Source organism: Candidatus Neomarinimicrobiota bacterium (assembly GCA_041154365.1).
GTDB classification, from domain to species: Bacteria; Fidelibacterota; Fidelibacteria; order Fidelibacterales; family Fidelibacteraceae; genus Fidelibacter; species Fidelibacter multiformis.
The window spans coordinates 163,765-184,985 of sequence record AP035449.1 but is presented as its reverse complement, the minus strand read 5'-3'; the positions used below and the strand labels follow the sequence as shown (position 1 = coordinate 184,985).

The window sequence follows — 21,221 nt, the reverse complement described above, 5'->3', positions numbered from 1 at the left end:
TTATTATCCTGATCATGGGATTGAACCACCCCTTGTCCGGAGCAGTAGAACCTTTGATACTGAAACATGCTGAGGAACTCCACCATGTAAAGCAGGACGGGGAGACATACCTCCATCTGGAACAGGATGTGCGGTTTCAAAAAGGTGCCATCCATATAACCTGTGATGACGCCCTGCACTATCCAGATAAAGGCCTGTTGATTCTCAGGGGAAACGTGACTGTTTGGGATACTATTTCCCGGGTAATAAGCCAAAGAATCGAATATCAAACAGATACAGACCGGCTTTTTTCCCCCGAGCGCAGCTATATCCGCTATAAAGAACGTATCCTGGAAGGAGATACGGTACATGCCGACCTTCAGACAAACCGTTATACCGGCAAAGGCAATATCCTGATCAGGGATACACTCATGCAATCCGGAAGCGATTCGGTATTTTACGACTACCCTTCGCGAATCATCCACTATTATCAAAATGCTGTTGTGACCGATTCAACCGGAAATATGCTGCTGACAGGAGATTATATCCGGTATGATGTGGACAAGAATGATATGTTCAGCAATGCCAACCCCGTCTTTATCCGGAACGACGATAAGGGAGACGGACGGTTGCTGGTATATGCCGATCGTCTGTCCGGAAACACGGAAAATCGCATTTTTGAAGGATTGGGAAATATACGGGTCCTCAGAGATTCCCTGAAAATTTACAGCGATTCCCTGAACTTTTCCGACAAGGAGGGGATGGCTCTCTTTAAGGGAGATCCCCGGGTTTTTTACGAAGAAAACAGGCTTAGCGGAGACCACTTAAAACTTTCCTTCAAGGGGGATACCCTGCACTCTCTGAATGTTTCAGGACACGCCGTAATGGAAACAGACCGGAAGGGAATTTATAAAACAGAGGTTTCAGATAGCTCGGTGGTTTTCACAAGCACACTTACGGGACGTGATCTGTGGATCTGGTTTAATCCGTTCAATAAAGTGGATTCTCTGGAAATGAAGGGAATGGCCGAATCTGATTATCATGTATTCAGAGATTCACTGTTTCAGGGGCTCAATCACGCCAGTGGTGATACGGTACACATGCTGTTTCGAAACGATTCGCTGATGTTGATTCGGGTAATCCGGGATGTATCGGGGATTTTTTATCCCCATCCCACGGAAGCGGGCATGGATACAAACCTGGTGTACCAAGCCGACAGGATCCATTACCACATGATGGCTGATATGACCGATCTTATTCATCATGCCGAGCTGGATTATGGAAACATGCATCTTAAATCGGATACCATCCGGGTAGACTGGAATGCAGAGATGCTCTATGCTTTGCCACAGGAAACCGATACCGGCCTTGTGAGTATCCCGGAATTTATTCAGGGCACGGCAGACCCGATGTATGGGGAGGCATTGTACTACAATTTTCGTACCCGGCGCGGAAGGGCTGTCTACGGTTCAACAACCCTGGAAGATGGTTTCTATACCGGGCGACAAATCCAGAAACGGGAGGACAAACCCTTTTATGTGGACTATGCCCGTTACACAACCTGCGATCTGAAAGAAGATCCCCATTACTGGATTGAATCCCGGCGCATGAAACTGATTCCCGACAAAGTGGTCATTGCCAAACCCCTGGTCCTCCGGATTATGAATATCCCTGTCTTTTACCTTCCCTTCGGTGTATACCCTGATAAAAAGGGACGACGGCACAGCGGATGGTTTATGCCTACCTTCGGGACATCCAACATTTCGGGATGGTATTTGAAAGGCGCCGGTTATTACTGGGCTCCCAACGATTATATGGACACAAAAATTCAGCTCGATTTTTTCGATTTGCAGGGAATCAAAATCAACAACACAACCCGCTATGCCCTGAGATACAAACTGAATGGACAAATCCGGACCAGTTATAACAACAATTTTCTGGCAGAACGCCCACAGGTGCGATACGACATTGCCCTGACCCACCAGCAGACCCTTGGCCAATCCTCCAGACTCAATATTTCAGGTTCCTATACCAATGACCGGTCCTATTATCAGCAAACCGGCATTGAACTGGATGAGCGGCTGAACCAGAAACTCATCTCAAATGCTACGTATTCCACACGAATCGGAGATATGGGACTCTCCATGAACGCCTCCCGGACAGAAGACCTCATCACAGGGAATGTCCAGGCTTCCGCACCTCAAATATCCCTCTCCAAAAGCACCAGCCAGATTTTCAAGAAGTCCAAAGCAACAGATCCCCAACGCTGGTATCACACCCTTACTTATAACTACTCAACCAATTTTCAAAACCGATATACCCATACACTGCAAAATGATTCCACCTTTCTGGATGACCAGCGAAGCAGAATGATTCATCAGGGAAATATATCATTGAATCATAAATTTTTTAATTGGCTGACAACTTCTCCCGGACTCAACATTCAGGAAGGATGGGTTTTTGAATATAAAGCACCCCGGCTATCAGAGGACGGAAGGGCTCTTCTGGATAGTACGGGCCACATAATCCTGGAAGATCAAAAGGCTTTTAAACGCCGGGCAGTCTATTCAGCAAATCTTCGTCTTTCCTCCAAATTCTACGGAATTTTCTATATTCATGCCGGCCATTTTCAGGCTCTCAGACATGTCATCAGTCCGTCGGTGAGCTTTGCCTATACCCCGGATATTTCCAACAACCCGAATTATGTCTTCCAGGGGACCGATACCAAAGGTGATCCGGTGACTTATGATTATTTTTCGTCAACTCTTTTAGGGAAAACACCCTCCAGGGACTCACGAACCATGAACTGGTCTGTGGGAAATCAGTTCTCAGCAAAATTTTCCGATAAAACAAATCCGGAAAAATTCAACAAATATGATTTTTTAACGTTGAATCTGAACGGAAATTATAATTTCAATGCAGATTCCCTCAAATGGAGCCCTGTCAATGTCTCCTACAGAGCATCCCGTTTACCCGGCAATCTTCAGTTCAGCGGAAATATCCGCATGGATCCCTATCGGTACGATACCATCAATAACCGGCGAATCAATGATTTTGAAACCATTCCCAGACTCACTCATTTCAGCTTTGACACGGGCTTTCAGTTCAGGGAAAAGGGAAATCAGGATACAACGGGTACCCGGCATGACGAGAGTATTTCAGACTGGCAGGCCCGGGTGAGCATCCGCTATAACTACTCTGCTACAAATCCGGATAAGACCAGTAAAAATCTTACATTGAATACCAGTTTTTCAGCCAATCTCAGCCCAAACTGGTCTCTGGATTATACCCTGAACATTAATGTGATCAACCAAAAAATTACGTATCAATATATATCATTAAAGAGGGACCTCCACTGTTGGGAAATGAGTCTGAACTGGACTCCCACATCGTCAGTAAAGAGTTTTTACCTTCGGGTTAACGTAAAATCATCTGTTTTAAGTGATGCCTTGAAACTGGAAAAAAGGGAAGGACGACAGGCCAATGTCTGGAGATAAAACCATTGTTATCCGTCCATATCAACATGATCGGGATTTTTCCGATATCCGCCGGATATGGGAAGAAGCAGGTTGGATGGAATGTGAAAATGAAGAAGCCATGGCACTTCTGCTGGGGAAAGCACGAACCACCGTAGGCGAGGTGAACGGACACGCAGAATCCATGGTATCCACCCTTTCCGGGGAATTGTTGCATGGGAATTCGACTTTGGATCTTTCGGTTGTAGGTGCCGTACTCACGGGATTTGTTTCCCGGAAACTCAAACTGGCCCGGAAAATTACGGCACTTCGTCTGGCGGAAGAAGCAGGCCGGGGAGCTCATATAAGTACACTGGGGATGTTTGAACAGGGATTTTACAATACCCTGGGTTTTGGAAGTGCCGGATATCTGCACATTGTAACATTCCAGCCGGCATCCCTGAGAAAACTGCCGCCTTATGGAACACCTGTCCGCCTGACGGTTGAAGATGTTGCGGACATTCACGAAAACCGGCGCCGTCACCTGCCATCCCACGGACGGGTTCTTCTGCCGAAATTCCACACACATGCAGAACTCCTGTGGAAAAAAACCGGTTTTGGCCTGGGTTTCAGAGATACACAAGGCAGACTGACACACCATCTTTGGTTAACCGGAAAAGGAAAAGAACAGGGCCCTTTTAAAGTTGAATGGATGGCTTACGAAACCAAAGAACAGCTGATTGAACTCTTGTCCCTCCTTCGAAGCATGGGAGATCAGATTCATTCGGTAACCCTTCTTGAACCGCCTCATGTGCAAATTCAGGATTTCCTGGAAAGACCTTTTTATCATCGTTCCATTACCCGGAATTCTCCCCACCAGGCCACCATGAAAGCCATCTCGGTTTTCCAGATCCGAATTCTGAACCTGGAAGAAACACTGAAACGTACCCACCTGACATGTCCCGGTTTCGATTTCAATCTGGAGCTAACTGACCCGGTGGAATCCTTTTTACCGGAGGATTCTGACTGGCGGGGATGCAGTGGGCAATATCAGGTACACCTGGGGAAAAACTGCAGGGCGGATAAGGGAAAAACAGATCCCTCTCTGCCAACTCTGGTTTGTTCAGTCAATGCTTTTTCACGGATGTGGCTTGGCGTTCGCCCTGCCTCAGTCCTTCAGGTAAGTGAATCCCTGGAAGGAGATCCTTCACTCATATCCCGCCTGGATCATGCCTTTAACCTGCCAACACCTCATTTCAACTGGGAGTTTTAATGAATTCCAAACCGATCCTCACAGTCCCCTTCAAACACATCAGTAATCCGGGCGATCTGTTGGATCCCCTGAACTGGGAAAATATATTACCGGTGACACTCCGGGAGATCCGCCCCGAAAGCAGTGATCACATCCCTCATGTAAAAATCCGCCTGTTCAGGGATCACCAGGCGTTATATGGAAAATTTTCTGTCGACGACCGCTATGTCCGCTGTGTACAGGATGGTTACCAGGCAAAAGTCAGCAAGGACAGCTGTGTGGAATTTTTCCTGAAACCTGCTGTGTCAAAAGGATATTTTAATTTTGAATTTAGTTGCGGCGGGAATCTGCTCTGTTACTATATCCGGAATCCACAAAAAAAAGACGGAAAACGTATCGATTACGACATCCTCTCACGGGAAGAGCTGGACATGGTACATCGGCAAAGTACTCTTCCTTCCCTTGTTCCCGAGGAAATCACAACACCCCTTTTTTGGGAACTTGCTTTTATGATTCCATTTGATCTGATTCAACGGTACACACCTTTGCCACAGGATACATTCACACAAATCTGGAAGGCCAATTTTTATAAATGCGGGGATGAAACATCCCATCCCCATTGGATTAGTTGGACACATTTACCGGAGAAAAACTTTCACAGGCCTGATGCCTTCGGTCTTTTACAATTCGAAAAACCTTAAAAATCCACACCCCGGTTTGAACGGGAGCTGTTTTTCCCATGGACGGTACAGCGTGTTTTAGGCGCATAGCGCACATTGAAAATTTCGGTGGTTGTGGGGCAATATTCAGTTGGAAGTTTTTTTGTTTCAGAGCAGATTTCAATGGAACGAACGCCGGGAGGCATGTTAAAATCCTTCACGGGCAGTTCCAGTTCATCGTATGTTTTTTTCATAAAAGTGGCCCATATCGGCAGGGCAGCCACAGCCCCGGCCTGACCTTCGCCTAAAGAGACCCGGGGATCATCCACGCCCACCCAGGTCCCGGCACATAGATTCTTTGTAAATCCCACAAAAAGAGCATCGGTAAAATTTTGTGTTGTTCCGGTCTTTCCTCCGGCGGGTACACCGGTAAACTGGTATTTCCACCGGATACTGCCACCTGTACCGGCATCTACAACAGTACGCAGCAGGTCAGTCATGATGTAAGCTGTCTCGCGGCTCAGGACCTCCCGGGTATCCCGGGGACTGTGGTACACTTCGTGTCCGTTTCGATCCAGGACGCGGGTGATGGCAAAAGGTTTATTCCATACACCCTGGTTGGGAAATACGGCATAAGCAGCCACCAGTTCAGATAAGCGCGTAGGAGATGTTCCCAAAGAAATGGATTCAACCGCATCAATACGGGTCGTGAGTCCCATTTTCCGGGCATAATCCCTGACGACGGCAGGTGTCACCTTTTGAGCCCATCGGATTGATACAAGATTCGTAGACCATTGGATACCCTCTCGCATCGTCACGAGTCCACCGGTTTTTCCGTTATAGTTGGTGGGCGTCCACCGGGTCCCGTCAGCTTCAATAATGACTACCGGCTGATTTAACACCTGATCTGACGGTGAAAAGCCGTTATCCACAGCAGCTGTATAGACAAAGGGTTTAAAAACAGATCCAGGCTGCCGTTCGGCCTGTACGGCGCGGTTGAACTTACTTTCTTCAAAATCCCGGCCGCCGATCATGGCTAAAATAGCACCGTTTTCCGGATCGATGGCAAAGAAACTGCCCTGAACCACACGCTGGCGTTTGGCGAGCATTTGAAACAGAGAATCGTTGGAGAGATGGTTTACACTATCGGCGGAAATCCCCAACAAACCAATCATCTCCTCACGGTCGGCTAAAAGCCGGCGGTCCAGCTTCTTCTGCTGATAACGCAAATGGTTCTGAAGAGCTTCCTCGGCAATCAACTGCATCCGGCTGTCCAGAGTTGTATATATTTCCAGTCCGTCCCGGTAAATGTTGATATTGTAGCGATCACCCAGATCTGAAATTTCCTGCCGAACATACTCTGTAAAATACGGGGCAATTCCCAGGGATTCCCGCCGGGGTGCCACTGATGTGTTTTGATTCAGTGCATTGGCATAATCCCATTTGCTGATTTTACCGGTGATAACCATATTCCGGAGGACCAGATTTCTCCGCCGAATGGCCACATCGGGATAATGGATAGGCGTAAAGCGGGCAGGGGCAGGAAGTAATCCAATCAACATGGCCCCTTCATCCAGATTTAAATTCTGAACATCCTTGTTGAAGTAAAGCTTGGCCGCCGCCTGTATGCCATACGTCCCATGACCAAAGTGGACCGAATTCAGGTACATTTCCAGAATTTCATCTTTTGTATAGGTCTGTTCAATATTGATGGCAATGATCAATTCTTTCAGTTTGCGGATATAGGTCCGCTCAAGATTCAGGTGAAGTGTCCGTGCAAGCTGTTGCGTGATGGTAGACGCACCGCCGTATCCCACAAGAAAGGCTTTGACGGTCCGTTTTACGTTCATCCCCCAGTGATCATAGAAGTCCCTGTCTTCCGTCGCCAACAGGGCATTTACAACGTGGGTGGGAATTTCTTCAATAGGAATAAGTACCCGGCGCTGTGTGTAAAATTCCTTCAGAATTGTTCCGTCCGAAGCATATACCCGGGAAATTAGTTCCGGTTCAAAACGTTCAAGCTCTTCCAGGCCGGGTAAATCCCGACTCAGGTAAAAATATCCCCCCAGAAGGAGAAACAAGCCGAACAACATGATCAGCAGCGAATAGATGAAGTATCGATATATTAATTTCTTCATGGATGTTTTCTTCATGGACAAATATACCTGAATTTCAATTTAATCCCAACGGTTTGAATAAACTTTTGTTCCGTTTATGTCCTTCACTTCAGATAAAGATCCTGATCCTCCGGTGCCATTCCGTGGCAGGCTAAAAGCTGAGAAAGATGTTTTTTTCGTGGAGGAAGACATCCTTCTGGCAGCTCAAACACCTTCAAAACATCTTCAATAACAGATTCTTTCAGGGGAAAGAGAAGCATACGAATTTCATCTTCCGTCACAAGGGTCTCAAGGATTTTCCGGTAACGTTTCCGGCCTATACCCTTTAGAAACCACTTCGGAAGCATTTCTACCAGGGTTTCCAGTCGTTGTTGTCCTACCAGCTTTCGGACTTTCTTCGCCCGGATAATAAGCCCGGGAAAGTTTTTTAAAGTCAAATCACCCATATCTTTGGAACGTTCTCTTTTGAAGGCAGGAGCCGTCATCCAAAGGCCCGGAATCATTTCCCGCACCAGACCATTTTGTTCGCCATGATTCAGAATGCAACGAATCATGGATCGATGTCTGAAATGAAATGCGTCAACATAAAACCTGTGTGTGCTGAACCGGGAGTAAAGCTGTCGTGCCAAATCCATTTCATCCCTTAAATCATTTTTAACCACAAGGTAATCGGTTTTCAAATCGTCCGGAGACCACGACAGGCACACATCACATCCGCCACAGTTTTTCAGGGAAGATGCTTCATCAAAATAATCCAGGATGGCTTTTCTCCTGCAACGATTTTCCAATACATACCCCTTCATTTTCTCAAATTTTTCCATCTGAAGTGATGCATATACTTTCAGCTTTTTCAAATCCTGTCTAAGGCGATGTATGTCTGTTTCATCAGGGTATAGCGTTTCAGATAAAACCCGCTTTACGTATTCCGGAAGGTTTTCCGGGATTCGCTTTTCCTTAAAGGCATCTTCAAGCATAAGGGGATCCCAGGTGTGACCTGACAGAAAAAATTCCTGGATCTCCTGATCCTCAGCCGTATACAAAAGAATGCAGAAAGAATCCTGGCGATCCCGTCCTGCCCGGCCGGCTTCCTGATAGTAATTCTCCAGATTTCCGGGAATTTGATAGTGGATGACAAAACGGACATCCCCCTTGTCTATACCCATACCAAAGGCATTTGTGGCAACCATGAGGGGTTTACGTCCGGAAATCCAATCAGCCTGTGATTTTTTCCGAAGATAAGGAGAAAGACCGGCATGATACATGCAGGGATCAGCACCCCACATCCTGAGCATAGTGTGTATTTGTTCCACATCTTTCCGGGTTGAGCAGTATATGGCACCAGCTCCCCTCATTCCCCTCAAAATCCGTTTTAAAGCATTGCGTTTGAGCAGGGAATTTTTAAATGAATACGCCATGTATTTCAAATTGGGCCGGTCAAAAGTCGCTTTCAACACCAGAGCTTTCTCCCATCCCAAAGATCTTTTCATATCTTCAATCGTTTCCCGTGTGGCGGTCCCGGTGAAAGCCGCCCTATACGGAATCATGTAACGTTGTACAAAGGGACCTATTTCCATGTAGGAGGGTCTGAAATCATGTCCCCACTGGGAAATACAGTGGGCTTCATCAATGGCAATGAAGTAGGGCGGACAATATTGCAGGGCTTGATTCAGGGATTTGGACGGCAATCGCTCCGGTGCAATAAAGAGGATTTGATACTCTCCCCGGGCAAGGCACCGTAAGCGGGATCTTTTTTCCTCCTCATCCAGAACCGAAGAAATATAAGTTCCGGCGATTCCCAGTTCCATCACACGTTTCACCTGATCTTCCATCAATGCAACCAAAGGTGTGATTACCAGGGTGAGTCGCCCAATCAGCAAGGCCGGCAATTGAAAACAGAGGGATTTCCCCCCGCCTGTTGCCAGCACCGCAATCACATTTTTACCCTCCAGAATCCCTTCAATAATGTCACGCTGGAGAGGCCTGAAACCAGGAAGATGGAAGCGTTCTTTCAGTGTTTTCTCCAAAATGTCCATATATGTAAAATAAAAACCCTGCCCAACAAATTAAACTTTATTCATTCTTTTCTATATTGTATGTTTTGAATATTCACATTGCAGGCCTGAAAGCAGTTAGATAAATTTATTTATGGGAACGCCTCTTATCTTATGTGTGACCTTTTTCCTGGTTTTTCTTTTTCTCAGAATTTTCTGTGTCCGTACTGAAGCAACCCGTGAAATTTTCCGGGAGCTTTTAATCATCTCCATTCCCTTTATGGCAGGTGTTTATGTGGGTGTTTCGGGACTGGATCTGATGACTGATGCATTAACGGTTCAAACTTTGCCTTTGTTGGAATTCAGTCTGGGTTTTCAAGGGCTGTACTGGGGATTGTTTTTTGGATTCAGGGATATCCGATATTTCGATGTGAATGTCAAACGTTTTGCAGCTCTTCACTCTTTTTTCATGTTCACCGGAATGTTGGCGGCATCTTATATGCTTCTTTACCTGGTTCATTTTCCGGCATGGGAAATTCTTATCGGCGGTATCTATCTATCCCTTGCCCTGACCCAGATTTCTTCCGCATCCCTGCTGTTTCTAAAGAAATTCAGAAAACACTCCTCCTCTTTTGCTTTTCTTTTCAAAACGGTTTCCGGTTTAAGCGGCCTTTTTACCATTATCCTTTTTGGGATTCTTTCCCCCATGGGAATCAGCACCTCGATGCCTCACTTCATACTGAACCTTGTGGCTCAGGTGCTAATCGCCCTGGTGACCGGACGCCTGGTATATATGGGGATCAAGCGGGTCAGCCAGGGTGAAGGAATGCTCATCTGGCTTTTAAGTCTTTTACTGATCAATTCGGGAATGTCTTACTTTTTTGGTTTTAATCCCCTGTTGATGAATCTGGTATCGGGGATGGTTATTTCATCGGGCGGATTCTGGAAACAGCAGATTCAGGACAGCCTCAAGCCGCTTGTCCGGCCGGTGATTCTATTCCTTCTCTTTTACACAGGACTCTCTCTTAAACTGCACCCCTGGCTTACACCGGCCATTGTTCCCGGTTTGATACTACTACGCTTTATCCTGAACCGCTGGTCTTTCCGTCGCTTTTTTACGAAGCAGGTCCTGCAGGTGGAAGAGATCCGGCCCATTCTCACATCTCTTATTCCGCTGGGTGTCTTAACTCCGGCCATTGCCGTCCATCTCCATCTGATCTCTTCATCTGCCTGCTCGGGCATTATTTCAGGCGGACTTGGTCTTGCCTATATTGCCGGATATGCTCTCATGATCCTCCTGATTCAGTGGGAGGTACACCGATGAGTTTTCTGATTATTCTCATACTTACCGGACTGACGGTCGGCTCCCAATATCTGTCCCAGTATCTGAACCTGCCGACCGATCTCAACCCTTCCATACTCCTGGGATTGATCCTCGTTTCAGGATGGGTTATCGGACGTTCAGTTAAAAATAAAACACTGCCGATGTTGACGGGATTCGTCCTTTATGGTATGCTTGTGGGACCTGAAGGGGTGAACCTTATCACAGTTTCGGATCTTGAATCCCTTGAATTTATTCGTTTCACAGTTTATATGATCATGGCTTTTCTTGCCGGAGGACGTCTTGAATTAAAGGTTTATCCGGATTTCTCCAAAAAAGTCCCACTCCTTATGGCAGTACAGCTGGGAGCACTTTTATGGGGTACCGTCCTCCTTTTCCTTATTCTCCCGGTTGTATTTCACCAGTTTGCCTTTTTAAAAGGTTCCCACGCTCCCTTTTACATCCTGTTCACAACCCTTGTCCTGGCGTCAGGATCTCCGGCGGTAGTTCTTTCGGTAAACAGAGAAAATGTAGCTCCTGTACGCATCAAAGCCCTGGTGTTGAATACCGTTACCTTGACCGGTATGATCCTGATCCTCCCGTTTCTGGGACATGGAATCTTATTGCAAGCCATGACCACCAAAGGTCCTGGATGGCTTCAGGCTTTTCAAACGTTTGCCATTCACCTGTTCAGTGTGATTTTTGTCTCCGCCGCTATGGGATTGCTTCTTCGTTTCTTTTTAAAACATTTCAGGGGAGAACTTATCTTCTTTCTTGTCATTTTCATCATTGTCCTTTACGGCAATGGGGACATATACATGCCGGAGCTGATTCTATCTTTTATGATAGCCGGTGCCATTGTTCGCCACCATTCAAGCCCAGGTAAAGGATTTATCAAAGATATCAGCCGGCATTCCCTGCCCTTTTTTGTTGCTTTCTTTACCCTGACAGCGGCGGGAATCCGCTGGTCATTCATTGTACCGCTTATGCCCATCCTGGCTGTACTTTTCATGATGCGATATGCTTTCCTGCGTTTTTCAACTGAACTGATCCTCCGCCGATGGAATGAAGAATCTTCCTCCGTCCGGCCCCTGTCCAGAGGGTTTGTATCCCAAAGCGGTCTGACCCTTTGCTTCATTTCAATTGTATCATCCTTCCCGGGCATTTCTCACCTTCAGGAACTCTGTACTGTCTTTACACTGCTGGTTTTTCTAAATTTGCTGGTTGGACCGCCCTTGTTGCAACGGTCTTTGTATCGGATCAAACTATTCCGGGAAACATGAAAATCGATATCGACCACCTTTTGAAGGATCAGAAAGAACTTATTGACTGTTTACATCTCATCGGCGAAGAAGGCCGGCGGGCAGACCTTGAAACATATATTGTGGGAGGGATTGTCCGGGATGCCTTTATGGGTCGTCCTGTAACCGATCTTGACATTGTGGTGACCGGGAATGGTCTGGATTTTGCTGACCGGGTTGCCCGGGCTCTCCATGCAAGGCCTGTGGTGAAATTCCACCCATTTGGTACAGCCATGATTCCCTATAAACATATTCAGATCGAAATTGCCACTGCCAGAAAAGAGACCTATCGTTCAGACTCCCGAAAACCGGATGTTGTATTCACAGACCTAACGGAAGATCTCCGGCGCCGGGATTTTACCATCAACGCCATGGCTGTAGATATCCGCCCAGATCACTATGGTGAATTTAAAGATCCCTTTAATGGAATTCGGGACCTGAAAGTGGAGGTGATCCGGACTCCTCTTGATCCTGAAGAGACCTTTTTCGACGACCCGTTGCGAATGTTGCGGGCAATCCGTTTTGCCACCCGATTTCAATACCGAATTTCAGATGACACCTTCAATGCCATCAAAAAAACGGCAGAACGCATTCAGATGATCAGCATGGAGCGCATCCGGGATGAGTTGTTAAAAATACTGATGGCGTTGCAGCCATCCATGGGATTTATTCTCATGGAAAATGCGGGCCTGTTGCCGTTGATCCTGCCGGAAATAAGCGGAATGAAGGGTGTGGAAGAAAAAAACGGGTATGGGCATAAGGATGTTTTTTACCATACCCTCAAAGTGGTAGATAACGTATGCAAAATGACCGATAGTATGACGGTCCGCCTTGCGGCACTTTTTCATGATGTAGGCAAACCGCCGACAAAGCGATTTCTTCCCAATCAGGGATGGACCTTTCATGGCCATGAGGATGTGGGAGCCCGAATGTTTGAAACCATCGGGCGGCATTTGAAACTGCCGATCCGACAAATCAAGGAGATCCGGAAGCTGATTCGTCTTCATCTGCGTCCCATTGCCATCGCCGGTGATGAAGTGACCGACAGTGCTGTCCGTCGTTTGCGGGTTGAAGCCGGGGATTCCATCCACGATTTACTGACATTGTGCCGGGCAGACATCACCTCGAAAAACCCGGAAAAGATCCGGGAATATCAGAATAATTTTGATGAGGTGGAAAAAAGGATACAGGTGGTGGAAGAGAAGGACAGGCTGAGAGCATTTCAATCACCGGTGCGGGGGCAGGAGCTCATGGAATTTTATCTTATTCCACCAGGACCCCTGGTAGGAAAAATAAAATCCCTGATTGAAAATGCCATTCTGGACGGAGAAATTCCAAACGAGTATGAAGCCGCAAAAGCCTGGCTTGTCGATCACAAAGATACGGTGTTGGAAAAAGCCCAAAAGGCTCTTTCCGGGAAAAGTAACCCTTAAGTTCCGGAAGATTTTTTTTCCAACTTATCATACCAAACCACTTTAAGCAGACCCGTTGTAATCAAGGCGACGACAAGCCATATCAGCATGGGACCCCAATATTTCATAACCAGGTAAACAGGCACGGCCGCAAGGCTTAATTGCCACACAATGCCGATACAGATACTCATCATATCCCGCCTAAAAGAAGAAGGCTTCAGCCCGGGTGTTTCCAATTGGACTTTTTCTTTCACAGGTTTCCAGAAACCCCAGGGTCTCACTGTCCGGTAAAAATCGCACAAAATTTCATCCGGTTCTTTTGGTGTCAGCAGACTTCCGGCAATCGTACCGGCCAGTGAGAGTCCGAAAACAATGGGAAAAGTCACCAGTGGATGAAGTCCGGGAATCAGGAGAGGCAGGCACAGGGCGGCGGCCATACCACTTACCATCCCCCAGAAAAAGCCGAAGCCATTCATACGCCACCAGTACCATTTCAACATATTCGGGGCAGCATACCCACCCCATAGTCCGGAGACAATCCACATCATGGCTTCATTGATGGATTCAGCCATGAGTCCGAACAAAATACCCAGCAGTACCAGAAAGAGTGACGCGCCGTAGGACATGAGTACCAGTTTTTTATCAGAAGCTTTAGGATTGATATAACGTTTGTAGATATCATTAACCAGATAGGCAGCACCGCTGTTTACCGTGCTGTCAAAGGTGGACATAAACCCTGCCAGAAGACCGGCCAGAATAATGCCCATGAGTCCTGCCGGAAGAAAACGACGGATCACAAAGGGTAAAATTTGTTCATAATCCACATCGGCACCCATCGCCAGCATTTCGGGAATAAAAAATTTGACAGCCATCAGGGAAATCCCAGCAATCATAATCCAGCGCGGGATCAGTGAAACCGTCACCATCCCGCTCATGAGGGCACTTTCCCTGGGATTTCGGGTTGCCAGAACACGCTGCATGTCGTATCCTGGAGATGGACCCGCGCTGCTTACCAGAAATCCTTTAAACAGGAGTCCCATCAGTATGATGCTGAAAAATTCCCACCCATCCGTCATGATTCGCTGTTGGGCTGAAGGCAGGGATTCGCTCCAGTCTATTCCCAACCGGGCACCAAAGCGGAGGGTATCCCATCCCTGGGGGACAAGCCGGGCAATTTCTCCGGCATCAATCCGGTGCATGGCGATAACTCCCAGAGCAATACCTGCCGCTCCCAGAAGAACAAACTGAATCACATCGGTAAAGACCACACTGTACATCCCCCCGGCAACCACATATATAGCTGTAACACTCATAAAGAGGATGGCATAGGTATCCGGACTGAAATCCCAGGGGAGAAAGGTTGCGGCAAATTTACCGATTCCCTGAAAGGCGTACGTTAAAAAACCAATGACGGAAATGAAGGCAAAAAGCGTCACAGCCAGCCGGGCAAATTCACCTCCCCGGCGACTGAAACGGGTACCCATCCATTCTGCTCCCGTCAGGACATTGCTCCGCCGGATCCAGACCGCCAGGTATACCATCATGAAAATCTGGTTGAAAATAGGCCACTGCCACTGCAAAAGGATGCCTTTCATCCCGTACACAACCATCACATACACAACCCACATGGTTCCTGTGATGTCAAACATGGAGGACGCATTGGAGACACTGAGCCAATACCAGGGGACCCGGTTTCCGCTTAGAAAATAGTTTTTTAGGTCCTTTCCGGCTTTTTTTGAAATAAAAATTCCCAGTAAAACAACACCGATCAGATAGATTACAATGATCCAGGCATCCAGTAAAGTCATGTCAAATCTCCTTAGGTCGGTTTCAATCATCAGGGCATTTCGAAAATCTGTTTAATGCCGGGTTTTAAAATCCGGATGATTCCGGCGTTTTTCGATCCAGGACCGCATAATTTTATATAAGATTTTCCGGGGCACAAGCCGGGATCCTGATTTCAAAATCCGGTTGTTCCAGCCGGGAATGCATACCAGTCTTCCCTTTTCAAGGCAGCGGACCGCTTTTTGAACCACCTCCTGAGCTGTCAGAGCTTTTTCCAATCCGGATTTTTTATAAACCTTATCTGCATTCAGTCCCATACGGGTATGAAAATCGGTGATGGTCATTCCCGGACAGAGAGCCATAAATTTCACACCTTCCTGCCGGTAGCGGATCCCAAGGGATTCGGAAAAATTGATCATAAAAGTCTTCGTGGCTGAATACATGGTATGGTTGGGATAGGGGAAAAAACCGGCCAGAGACGCCACATTGATAATGGTTCCCTTTTTCGCGGCAAGCATGGGCGCCAGGGCGGCATGAGTCAGACGAACCGTGACATCGCAATGGACCGACAACATGCGCCGGTGGATTGAAAGGTCACTTTCATGAAAACCACCGTATGAAGCAAATCCTGCATTATTGACCAAGACCCGGGCATCTGTATCATTCCGAAGAGCTGCTTCAATACCTGAAACAACCGTCTCATCAGACAACTCACCCAGAAAAAGGCGGGATTGACATCCGTATTTTTCCTTCAGCATGTCGGCAAGCTTTTTTAATTGGGGTTCCCGGCGTCCGGTCAGCGCCAGATTGTATCCCCTGGAAGCAAAATATTCCGCAAACGCAGCGCCGATTCCACTTGTGGCACCGGTAATCCAGGCAACCTCTTTCGCCATCAAAACCCCCTTTGTGATTTCTGCCGGAAAATACATAGATTATTGAAAAAATAAAGGGTGAATATGAGCATCATTCAGAAGAAACTCGCCCCCTTTCCAAGGGTTGAAATCAGTCTGCTGCCCACACCATGCCACCGGCTGGACCGGCTATCGGAGGAAACCGGATGTGAACTATGGATCAAGCGGGATGACCTGACCGGTTTTGGATTCGGTGGAAATAAAACACGGAAATTTGATTTCCTGATTGCCGATGCCATGCAAAAAGGGTGTGACAGCCTTATTGGAATTGGGGCCAACCAGTCCAACTTTTGCCGCATACTCTCTGCCGTAGGTAGCCGCTACGGTTTGGATGTGTTTCTCGTTTTGAGTGGTGAAAAACCGGATCACCCCACAGGAAATCTTCTGATAGACCATTTGCTGAATGCCACAATATATCATGTTCCCCGTTCTCAGCGTGAACGCCGGGCACAGGAGCTGTACGACGAACTGACAGCCCGTGGAAGAAGGGTCTATTTTATGCCGCCGGGGGGCTCCACACCCGTCGGTACCCTGGGATATGCCGCCGGTTTTGACGAAATCCTCCGGGATATAAAACAATCAAATGTCCCTATCCGCCATATCATTCATGCCTCTTCGTCGGCCGGAACCCAGGCCGGACTGGTATTGGGTCAGGCCATAAGCGACTGGGACGGCCGGATTACCGGCATCAGTGTGGACGTTCCCGAAAAAGAGCTGGCAAAAAATGTTTTCACCCTTGCATCGCAGGCCGGAGCTCTGATGGATGTATCCGTGGATCCGAAGCAGGTCCATACAGACGGTGCCTATATCGGTGAAGGATATGGCATACCCACCCCGGCATGCCGGGAAGCCATTCAACACTTTGCTTCCCGTGAAGGAATCTTTTTGGATACCGTCTATACAGGAAAAGGGGCTTCAGGATTACTTGACTATTGCAATAAAGGCATCATCTCCCCGGGTGAAGCGGTCCTGTTTATCCATACCGGTGGAAATATTCAGCTATTTGAATAGTACTCATAAAAAAAAAGCATCCGATATCGGATGCTTTTTGATATTGTGTATGGTGTATAGAGATTACATCAGTCCGTTCATATTGTTCTCTTTGTAAAGACTTTCAATCTCTTTTTTGTACCCTTCTTCCACTACTTTCCGTTTGATTTTCAGGCTGGGTGTCAGCTCACCGCTTGAAATGGTAAATGCATCGGGAATGAGGAGGAACTTCTTAATCTGCTCATAACGGGCCAGGGCAGTTTGGCGTGTGGCAATATCTTCACCGATCAAATCTTTGAGCTCCTTTTTTTTCAGGATCTCTTCATAGGGTTCGGTAAAACCCTTTTCCTGTGCCCATTTTTCAATTACATCTTGGGCTGGGACAATCACAGCTACCAGATAATTCCGGCGGTCTCCGATCACCACAATCTGATCAATATAGGGAGACTGACCCAGAAGATTTTCAATATTGGCAGGTGCAATATTTTTACCACCGGAGGTGACAATCAGGTTCTTTTTTCGGTCGGTGATCTTCAGAAAACCGTCTTCATCCACCATGCCGATATCTCCGGTATGGAACCAGCCATCTTCATCAATAGCTTCCGCTGTGGCTTCCGGATTGTTCCAGTAGCCCTTCATGATATTGCTGCCTTTGAAAAGAATTTCTCCGTCATCGGCTATACGCATTTCACAGCATGAAATGGTGGGACCGACTTTACCAAAGCGGATATCATCGGGAAGGTTCACGTTGGTGACGGGAGATGTTTCGGTCAGGCCAAAACCTTCCAGGATGATAATTCCGGCGGCGGCAAAAAATTCGCCGATTTCTTTGGGCAGTGGAGCCCCGCCGGAAACACAGAAACGAAGTTCTCCGCCGAAGGCATCCTGGATTTTCTTAAAAACCAGTTTTTTGGCAATCCCATATTGAATTCCCAGCATACCGGAGGGGTTTTTCCCCTTCACCAGGTATTTTGAGGCTGCTTCACGTCCCACACGACTGGCCCAGCTGAAAATTTTCTGTTTTGTTGCAGGCGCGTCATGGATCTGATTGGTGATTTTCGCAAAGATCTTTTCATACAGGCGCGGAACACTGACCAGGTAGTGGGGGCGGGCGATTTTAAGATATTCCGGGACTTTCAGAATATCTTCGGCAATATAAATTTCCGATCCAAGCCAGAAAGTAAGATGAGAAGCGGCTCGCTCAAAACTGTGGCTCAGGGGCAAAAAGGAGAGCCATCGGCAACCCCGTTCAAATTTCACAATATCAAAGGTGGATGTCACATCCGATACCAGATTGTAATGGGTTAGCATCACACCTTTGGGATTGCCTGTGGTTCCGGATGTATAAATCAGGGTCCACAGGTCATCCTTCATGATTTTTTTCCCTTCTTCTACCAGGGTGGTGCCAGAATCCTTTTTCTGTTCCCGGCCCATATCCAGCAGCTCACGAAAGGAAATAATCCATTTTTCATCAAAGGGTTCATCGTCCATTACCACCATGGATTTCAAAGAAGGCAGGGACTTTTTAATTGAGATAATTTTTTCCGCTTGTTCCCGGGTGGAAACAATCACGGCACTGGTTTCTGAATCCTGGAGAATAAACTGGATCTGGGGTGCCAGAAGTGTGGGATAAACAGCCACACTGACATACCCAAAATGGGCACAGGCATAATCGGTAAGTGTCCATTCAGAACGGTTTTCCGATTGAATGGCCACACGGTCTCCCTTGGTAAGTCCCAGACGTCTGAGGCCAAAGGCAATCAGCTCAATGCGGTCAGCCGCTTCGCGATAGGTCATAGAGACCCATTTCCCTCCCTTATTTTCATAGAATACATTTCTGTCCGGATTCCGGCTCAGGGATTCATTAAAAAAATCAGGGATAACCGTCAGCTTATTACGTTCGTTTGTCATCGTTCCCTCCTGTTCGGATATATGTGTGAAGGATATAGATCCCGGCCTGATTCTCAGGTTCCCGCAAGAGGCTCAGGCTGAATACAGGGCATCGATTTCCTTCTTGTATTTTTCTTCCACAACTTTTCGTTTAATTTTCATACTGGGTGTCAGCTCTCCTCCTTCAATGGTAAAGGGGTTGGGAGGGATAAAGAATTTTTTCACCTTTTCGTACCGGGCAAATTCTTCCTGCAGGTGCTGAATTTCATGATCAATCAGTGTGTAAACTTCCTGTTTGTTTTGGAGTTCATCCCAGGATGTAAAGTTAATCCCACTGGCTTTAGCCCAAAGCTCCACGGCTTCCTGGGCCGGCACTACGGCAGCTGTCAGAAAATTACGCCGGTCCCCGATCACCACAATCTGATCGATATACCGGGATTTGCTCAGCACATTTTCAATCTGGAAAGGTGCAATGTTCTTGCCGCCTGATGTGACAATGATATTCTTTTTACGGTCGGTAATCTGGAGAAAGCCTTCTTCGTCAACCGTCCCAATATCACCAGAATGAAACCATCCATCCTCATCGATGACCTCTTGGGTGGCTTCTTCATTTTTCCAGTATCCCTGCATGATATTGGGGCCCCGGAAGAGTATTTCTCCATCATCGGCGATTTTCATTTCTACATCCGGCATTGTAGGCCCCACTTTCCCGAATTTAATATTATCCCGGGGAGTCACATTGGTCACCGGTGTGGTTTCAGTCAGACCGAATCCTTCCAGGATCACAATGCCTGCAGACGCAAAAAATTCTCCCACCACACGGGGCAGGGGTGCTCCGCCGGAAATCCCGAAGATAAAATGACCACCAAAGGCATCCATCACCTTGGACAAAACCAGTTTATTGGCCAAACGGTATTTAAAACCGATCAAACCGGACGGCTCTTTTCCTTTCTGGATAAAATCCCGTGCCGCAACACTACCCACGTTCTTGGCCCAGAAAAAAATCTTCTGTTTTAATGGAGATGCCTGACCAATACCATCCAGAACCTTGGCATAAATCTTTTCATATAAACGGGGGACACTGACCAGGTAGTGGGGTTTGGCCTCTTTGAGGTTATCCGGGACTTTCAGGATTCCTTCGGCAAAATAGGTGGTTGATCCAACCCAGAAAGACATGTGAATGCCAACCCGTTCAAGGCTGTGACTCAGGGGAAGGAAGGAGAGCCAGCGACATCCACTTTTGAAATGCAACGTTTCCTGGGCAGCCTGAATATTTGTGGAAATATTGAATTGTGACAGCATCACTCCCTTGGGCATGCCCGTGGTACCGCTGGTGTATATGATTGTCCACAAATCATCCTTTTTCCGCTCAGCGCCCCGGCTTTCAAGGGTAAAATCCACTTTGGCCTTATGGGCTTTGCCTTTTTCCGCCAATTCCCCGAAAGACAAAATCATGGGATCATCGGTTTCAAAAGGATCAAAGACAATGATATATTGTAAGTCCGGTAAATTTTTCCGAACGGCCAGCACTTTTTTCACATCCTCTTCAGAAGAGGCAAAAACGGCTTTGGATCCTGAATCTTTCAGGATGTATTCCACCTGTTTTTCCACCAGGGTCGGATAGATGGTGGCACTTACAATGCCAAAATGAGCACAGGCAAAATCTGTCATGACCCATTCCGGGCGGTTTTCAGACTGAATGGCAATCCGGTCACCCGGTTTCAGTCCCAACGCATCCATTCCCATGGCAATATTTTCAGTAACATCCCGTAGCTCGGCATACGTAATTCCCTGCCACTCACCCTCTTTTTTGGTGTAAAAGGCAACCATACCGGCGTTGCGTTTCTGGGCATCTGCAAACAATGCCGGAATTGTTTCAATATATTCCAATTGATAGGTCATGAACTGTTCCCTCCTGTTCATTGTTTTAAGATAATGAGTTTCCCCTTGAAATACAACACATGGAATCGCACCATTTATACCAGGCGTTTTCCGCCTGTCCCCCCACTTGCTGCGGATTTTTTTCTTGCACTATATTCTATATCCTCTTAAAATTGCGGGCTATTTGAGATACGTCCCGTTCGTCTAGTGGTCAGGACTCAGGACTTTCATTCCTGCAACAGGGGTTCGACTCCCCTACGGGATACTCAATCAACAA

At 47.1% G+C, this 21,221-nt stretch carries 13 protein-coding genes and 1 tRNA gene; 8 read left to right on the top strand and 6 right to left on the bottom strand.

Annotated features, from left to right (window positions below):
- The first annotated feature begins 14 nt into the window (after window positions 1–14).
- The 3 genes from strainIA91_RS00770 to strainIA91_RS00760 are packed head-to-tail and all read left to right on the top strand — an operon-like array spanning window position 15 to window position 5,387.
- Window positions 15–3,476, top strand: coding sequence for a putative LPS assembly protein LptD (locus strainIA91_RS00770; protein ID WP_400167185.1), 3,462 nt, complete (start codon window positions 15–17; stop codon window positions 3,474–3,476).
- Window positions 3,463–4,707, top strand: a complete 1,245-nt coding sequence (locus strainIA91_RS00765; RefSeq protein ID WP_400167184.1) for a GNAT family N-acetyltransferase — start codon at window positions 3,463–3,465, stop codon at window positions 4,705–4,707. Before strainIA91_RS00770 ends, strainIA91_RS00765 begins: the two co-directional genes overlap by 14 nt.
- Entirely contained in the window at window positions 4,707–5,387 is a 681-nt protein-coding gene (locus strainIA91_RS00760; RefSeq protein WP_400167183.1) for a carbohydrate-binding family 9-like protein, read from the top strand. The genes strainIA91_RS00765 and strainIA91_RS00760 overlap by 1 nt, the downstream gene beginning before the upstream one ends.
- On the opposite strand, the gene strainIA91_RS00755 is transcribed toward strainIA91_RS00760, so the two are convergent.
- The gene (locus strainIA91_RS00755) at window positions 5,384–7,483 is read right to left on the bottom strand and encodes a penicillin-binding protein 1A (RefSeq protein WP_400167182.1); all 2,100 of its coding nucleotides are present in this window, start codon (window positions 7,481–7,483) and stop codon (window positions 5,384–5,386) included. The genes strainIA91_RS00760 and strainIA91_RS00755 overlap by 4 nt on opposite strands.
- A gap of 83 nt (window positions 7,484–7,566) precedes the next feature.
- A complete protein-coding gene (locus strainIA91_RS00750) occupies window positions 7,567–9,495 on the bottom strand; it encodes a RecQ family ATP-dependent DNA helicase (protein WP_400167181.1) in 1,929 nt (642 codons plus the stop codon).
- A 112-nt stretch (window positions 9,496–9,607) separates the two neighbouring features.
- On the opposite strand from strainIA91_RS00750, the gene strainIA91_RS00745 reads away from it, so the two are divergent.
- The 3 genes from strainIA91_RS00745 to strainIA91_RS00735 are packed head-to-tail and all read left to right on the top strand — an operon-like array spanning window position 9,608 to window position 13,508.
- Window positions 9,608–10,777 (top strand): hypothetical protein, encoded by a 1,170-nt coding sequence (locus strainIA91_RS00745; RefSeq protein WP_400167180.1) that lies wholly within the window; start codon window positions 9,608–9,610, stop codon window positions 10,775–10,777.
- Window positions 10,774–12,057, top strand: a complete 1,284-nt coding sequence (locus strainIA91_RS00740) for a hypothetical protein (protein ID WP_400167179.1) — start codon at window positions 10,774–10,776, stop codon at window positions 12,055–12,057. Before strainIA91_RS00745 ends, strainIA91_RS00740 begins: the two co-directional genes overlap by 4 nt.
- On the top strand, window positions 12,054–13,508 hold the full coding sequence (locus tag strainIA91_RS00735; RefSeq protein ID WP_400167178.1) for a CCA tRNA nucleotidyltransferase: 1,455 nt from the start codon (window positions 12,054–12,056) through the stop codon (window positions 13,506–13,508). The genes strainIA91_RS00740 and strainIA91_RS00735 overlap by 4 nt, the downstream gene beginning before the upstream one ends.
- Here the strand turns inward: strainIA91_RS00735 and strainIA91_RS00730 are convergent.
- Both strainIA91_RS00730 and strainIA91_RS00725 read right to left on the bottom strand, forming a co-directional pair.
- Window positions 13,505–15,295: a sodium:solute symporter family protein gene (locus strainIA91_RS00730; protein WP_400167177.1), complete on the bottom strand. Its 1,791-nt coding sequence runs from the start codon at window positions 15,293–15,295 to the stop codon at window positions 13,505–13,507. The genes strainIA91_RS00735 and strainIA91_RS00730 overlap by 4 nt on opposite strands.
- 51 nt (window positions 15,296–15,346) lie before the next feature.
- The gene (locus strainIA91_RS00725) at window positions 15,347–16,165 is read right to left on the bottom strand and encodes an SDR family NAD(P)-dependent oxidoreductase (RefSeq protein ID WP_400167176.1); all 819 of its coding nucleotides are present in this window, start codon (window positions 16,163–16,165) and stop codon (window positions 15,347–15,349) included.
- Window positions 16,166–16,228: 63 nt separating this feature from the next.
- On the opposite strand from strainIA91_RS00725, the gene strainIA91_RS00720 reads away from it, so the two are divergent.
- Window positions 16,229–17,194, top strand: coding sequence for a 1-aminocyclopropane-1-carboxylate deaminase/D-cysteine desulfhydrase (locus strainIA91_RS00720; RefSeq protein WP_400167175.1), 966 nt, complete (start codon window positions 16,229–16,231; stop codon window positions 17,192–17,194).
- A gap of 63 nt (window positions 17,195–17,257) precedes the next feature.
- Here strainIA91_RS00720 and strainIA91_RS00715 read toward each other — a convergent pair whose 3' ends face one another.
- Both strainIA91_RS00715 and strainIA91_RS00710 read right to left on the bottom strand, forming a co-directional pair.
- Window positions 17,258–19,084 carry an AMP-dependent synthetase/ligase gene (locus tag strainIA91_RS00715; protein ID WP_400167174.1) on the bottom strand — a complete coding sequence of 609 codons (1,827 nt, stop codon included), beginning with the start codon at window positions 19,082–19,084 and terminating at the stop codon, window positions 17,258–17,260.
- A 72-nt stretch (window positions 19,085–19,156) separates the two neighbouring features.
- Complete coding sequence (locus strainIA91_RS00710; protein WP_400167173.1) at window positions 19,157–20,965, bottom strand: AMP-dependent synthetase/ligase; 1,809 nt, start codon at window positions 20,963–20,965, stop codon at window positions 19,157–19,159.
- 172 nt (window positions 20,966–21,137) lie between these two features.
- Here strainIA91_RS00710 and strainIA91_RS00705 point away from each other — a divergent pair.
- Window positions 21,138–21,209: transfer RNA gene (locus strainIA91_RS00705), tRNA-Glu, on the top strand.
- Window positions 21,210–21,221 lie beyond the last annotated feature (12 nt).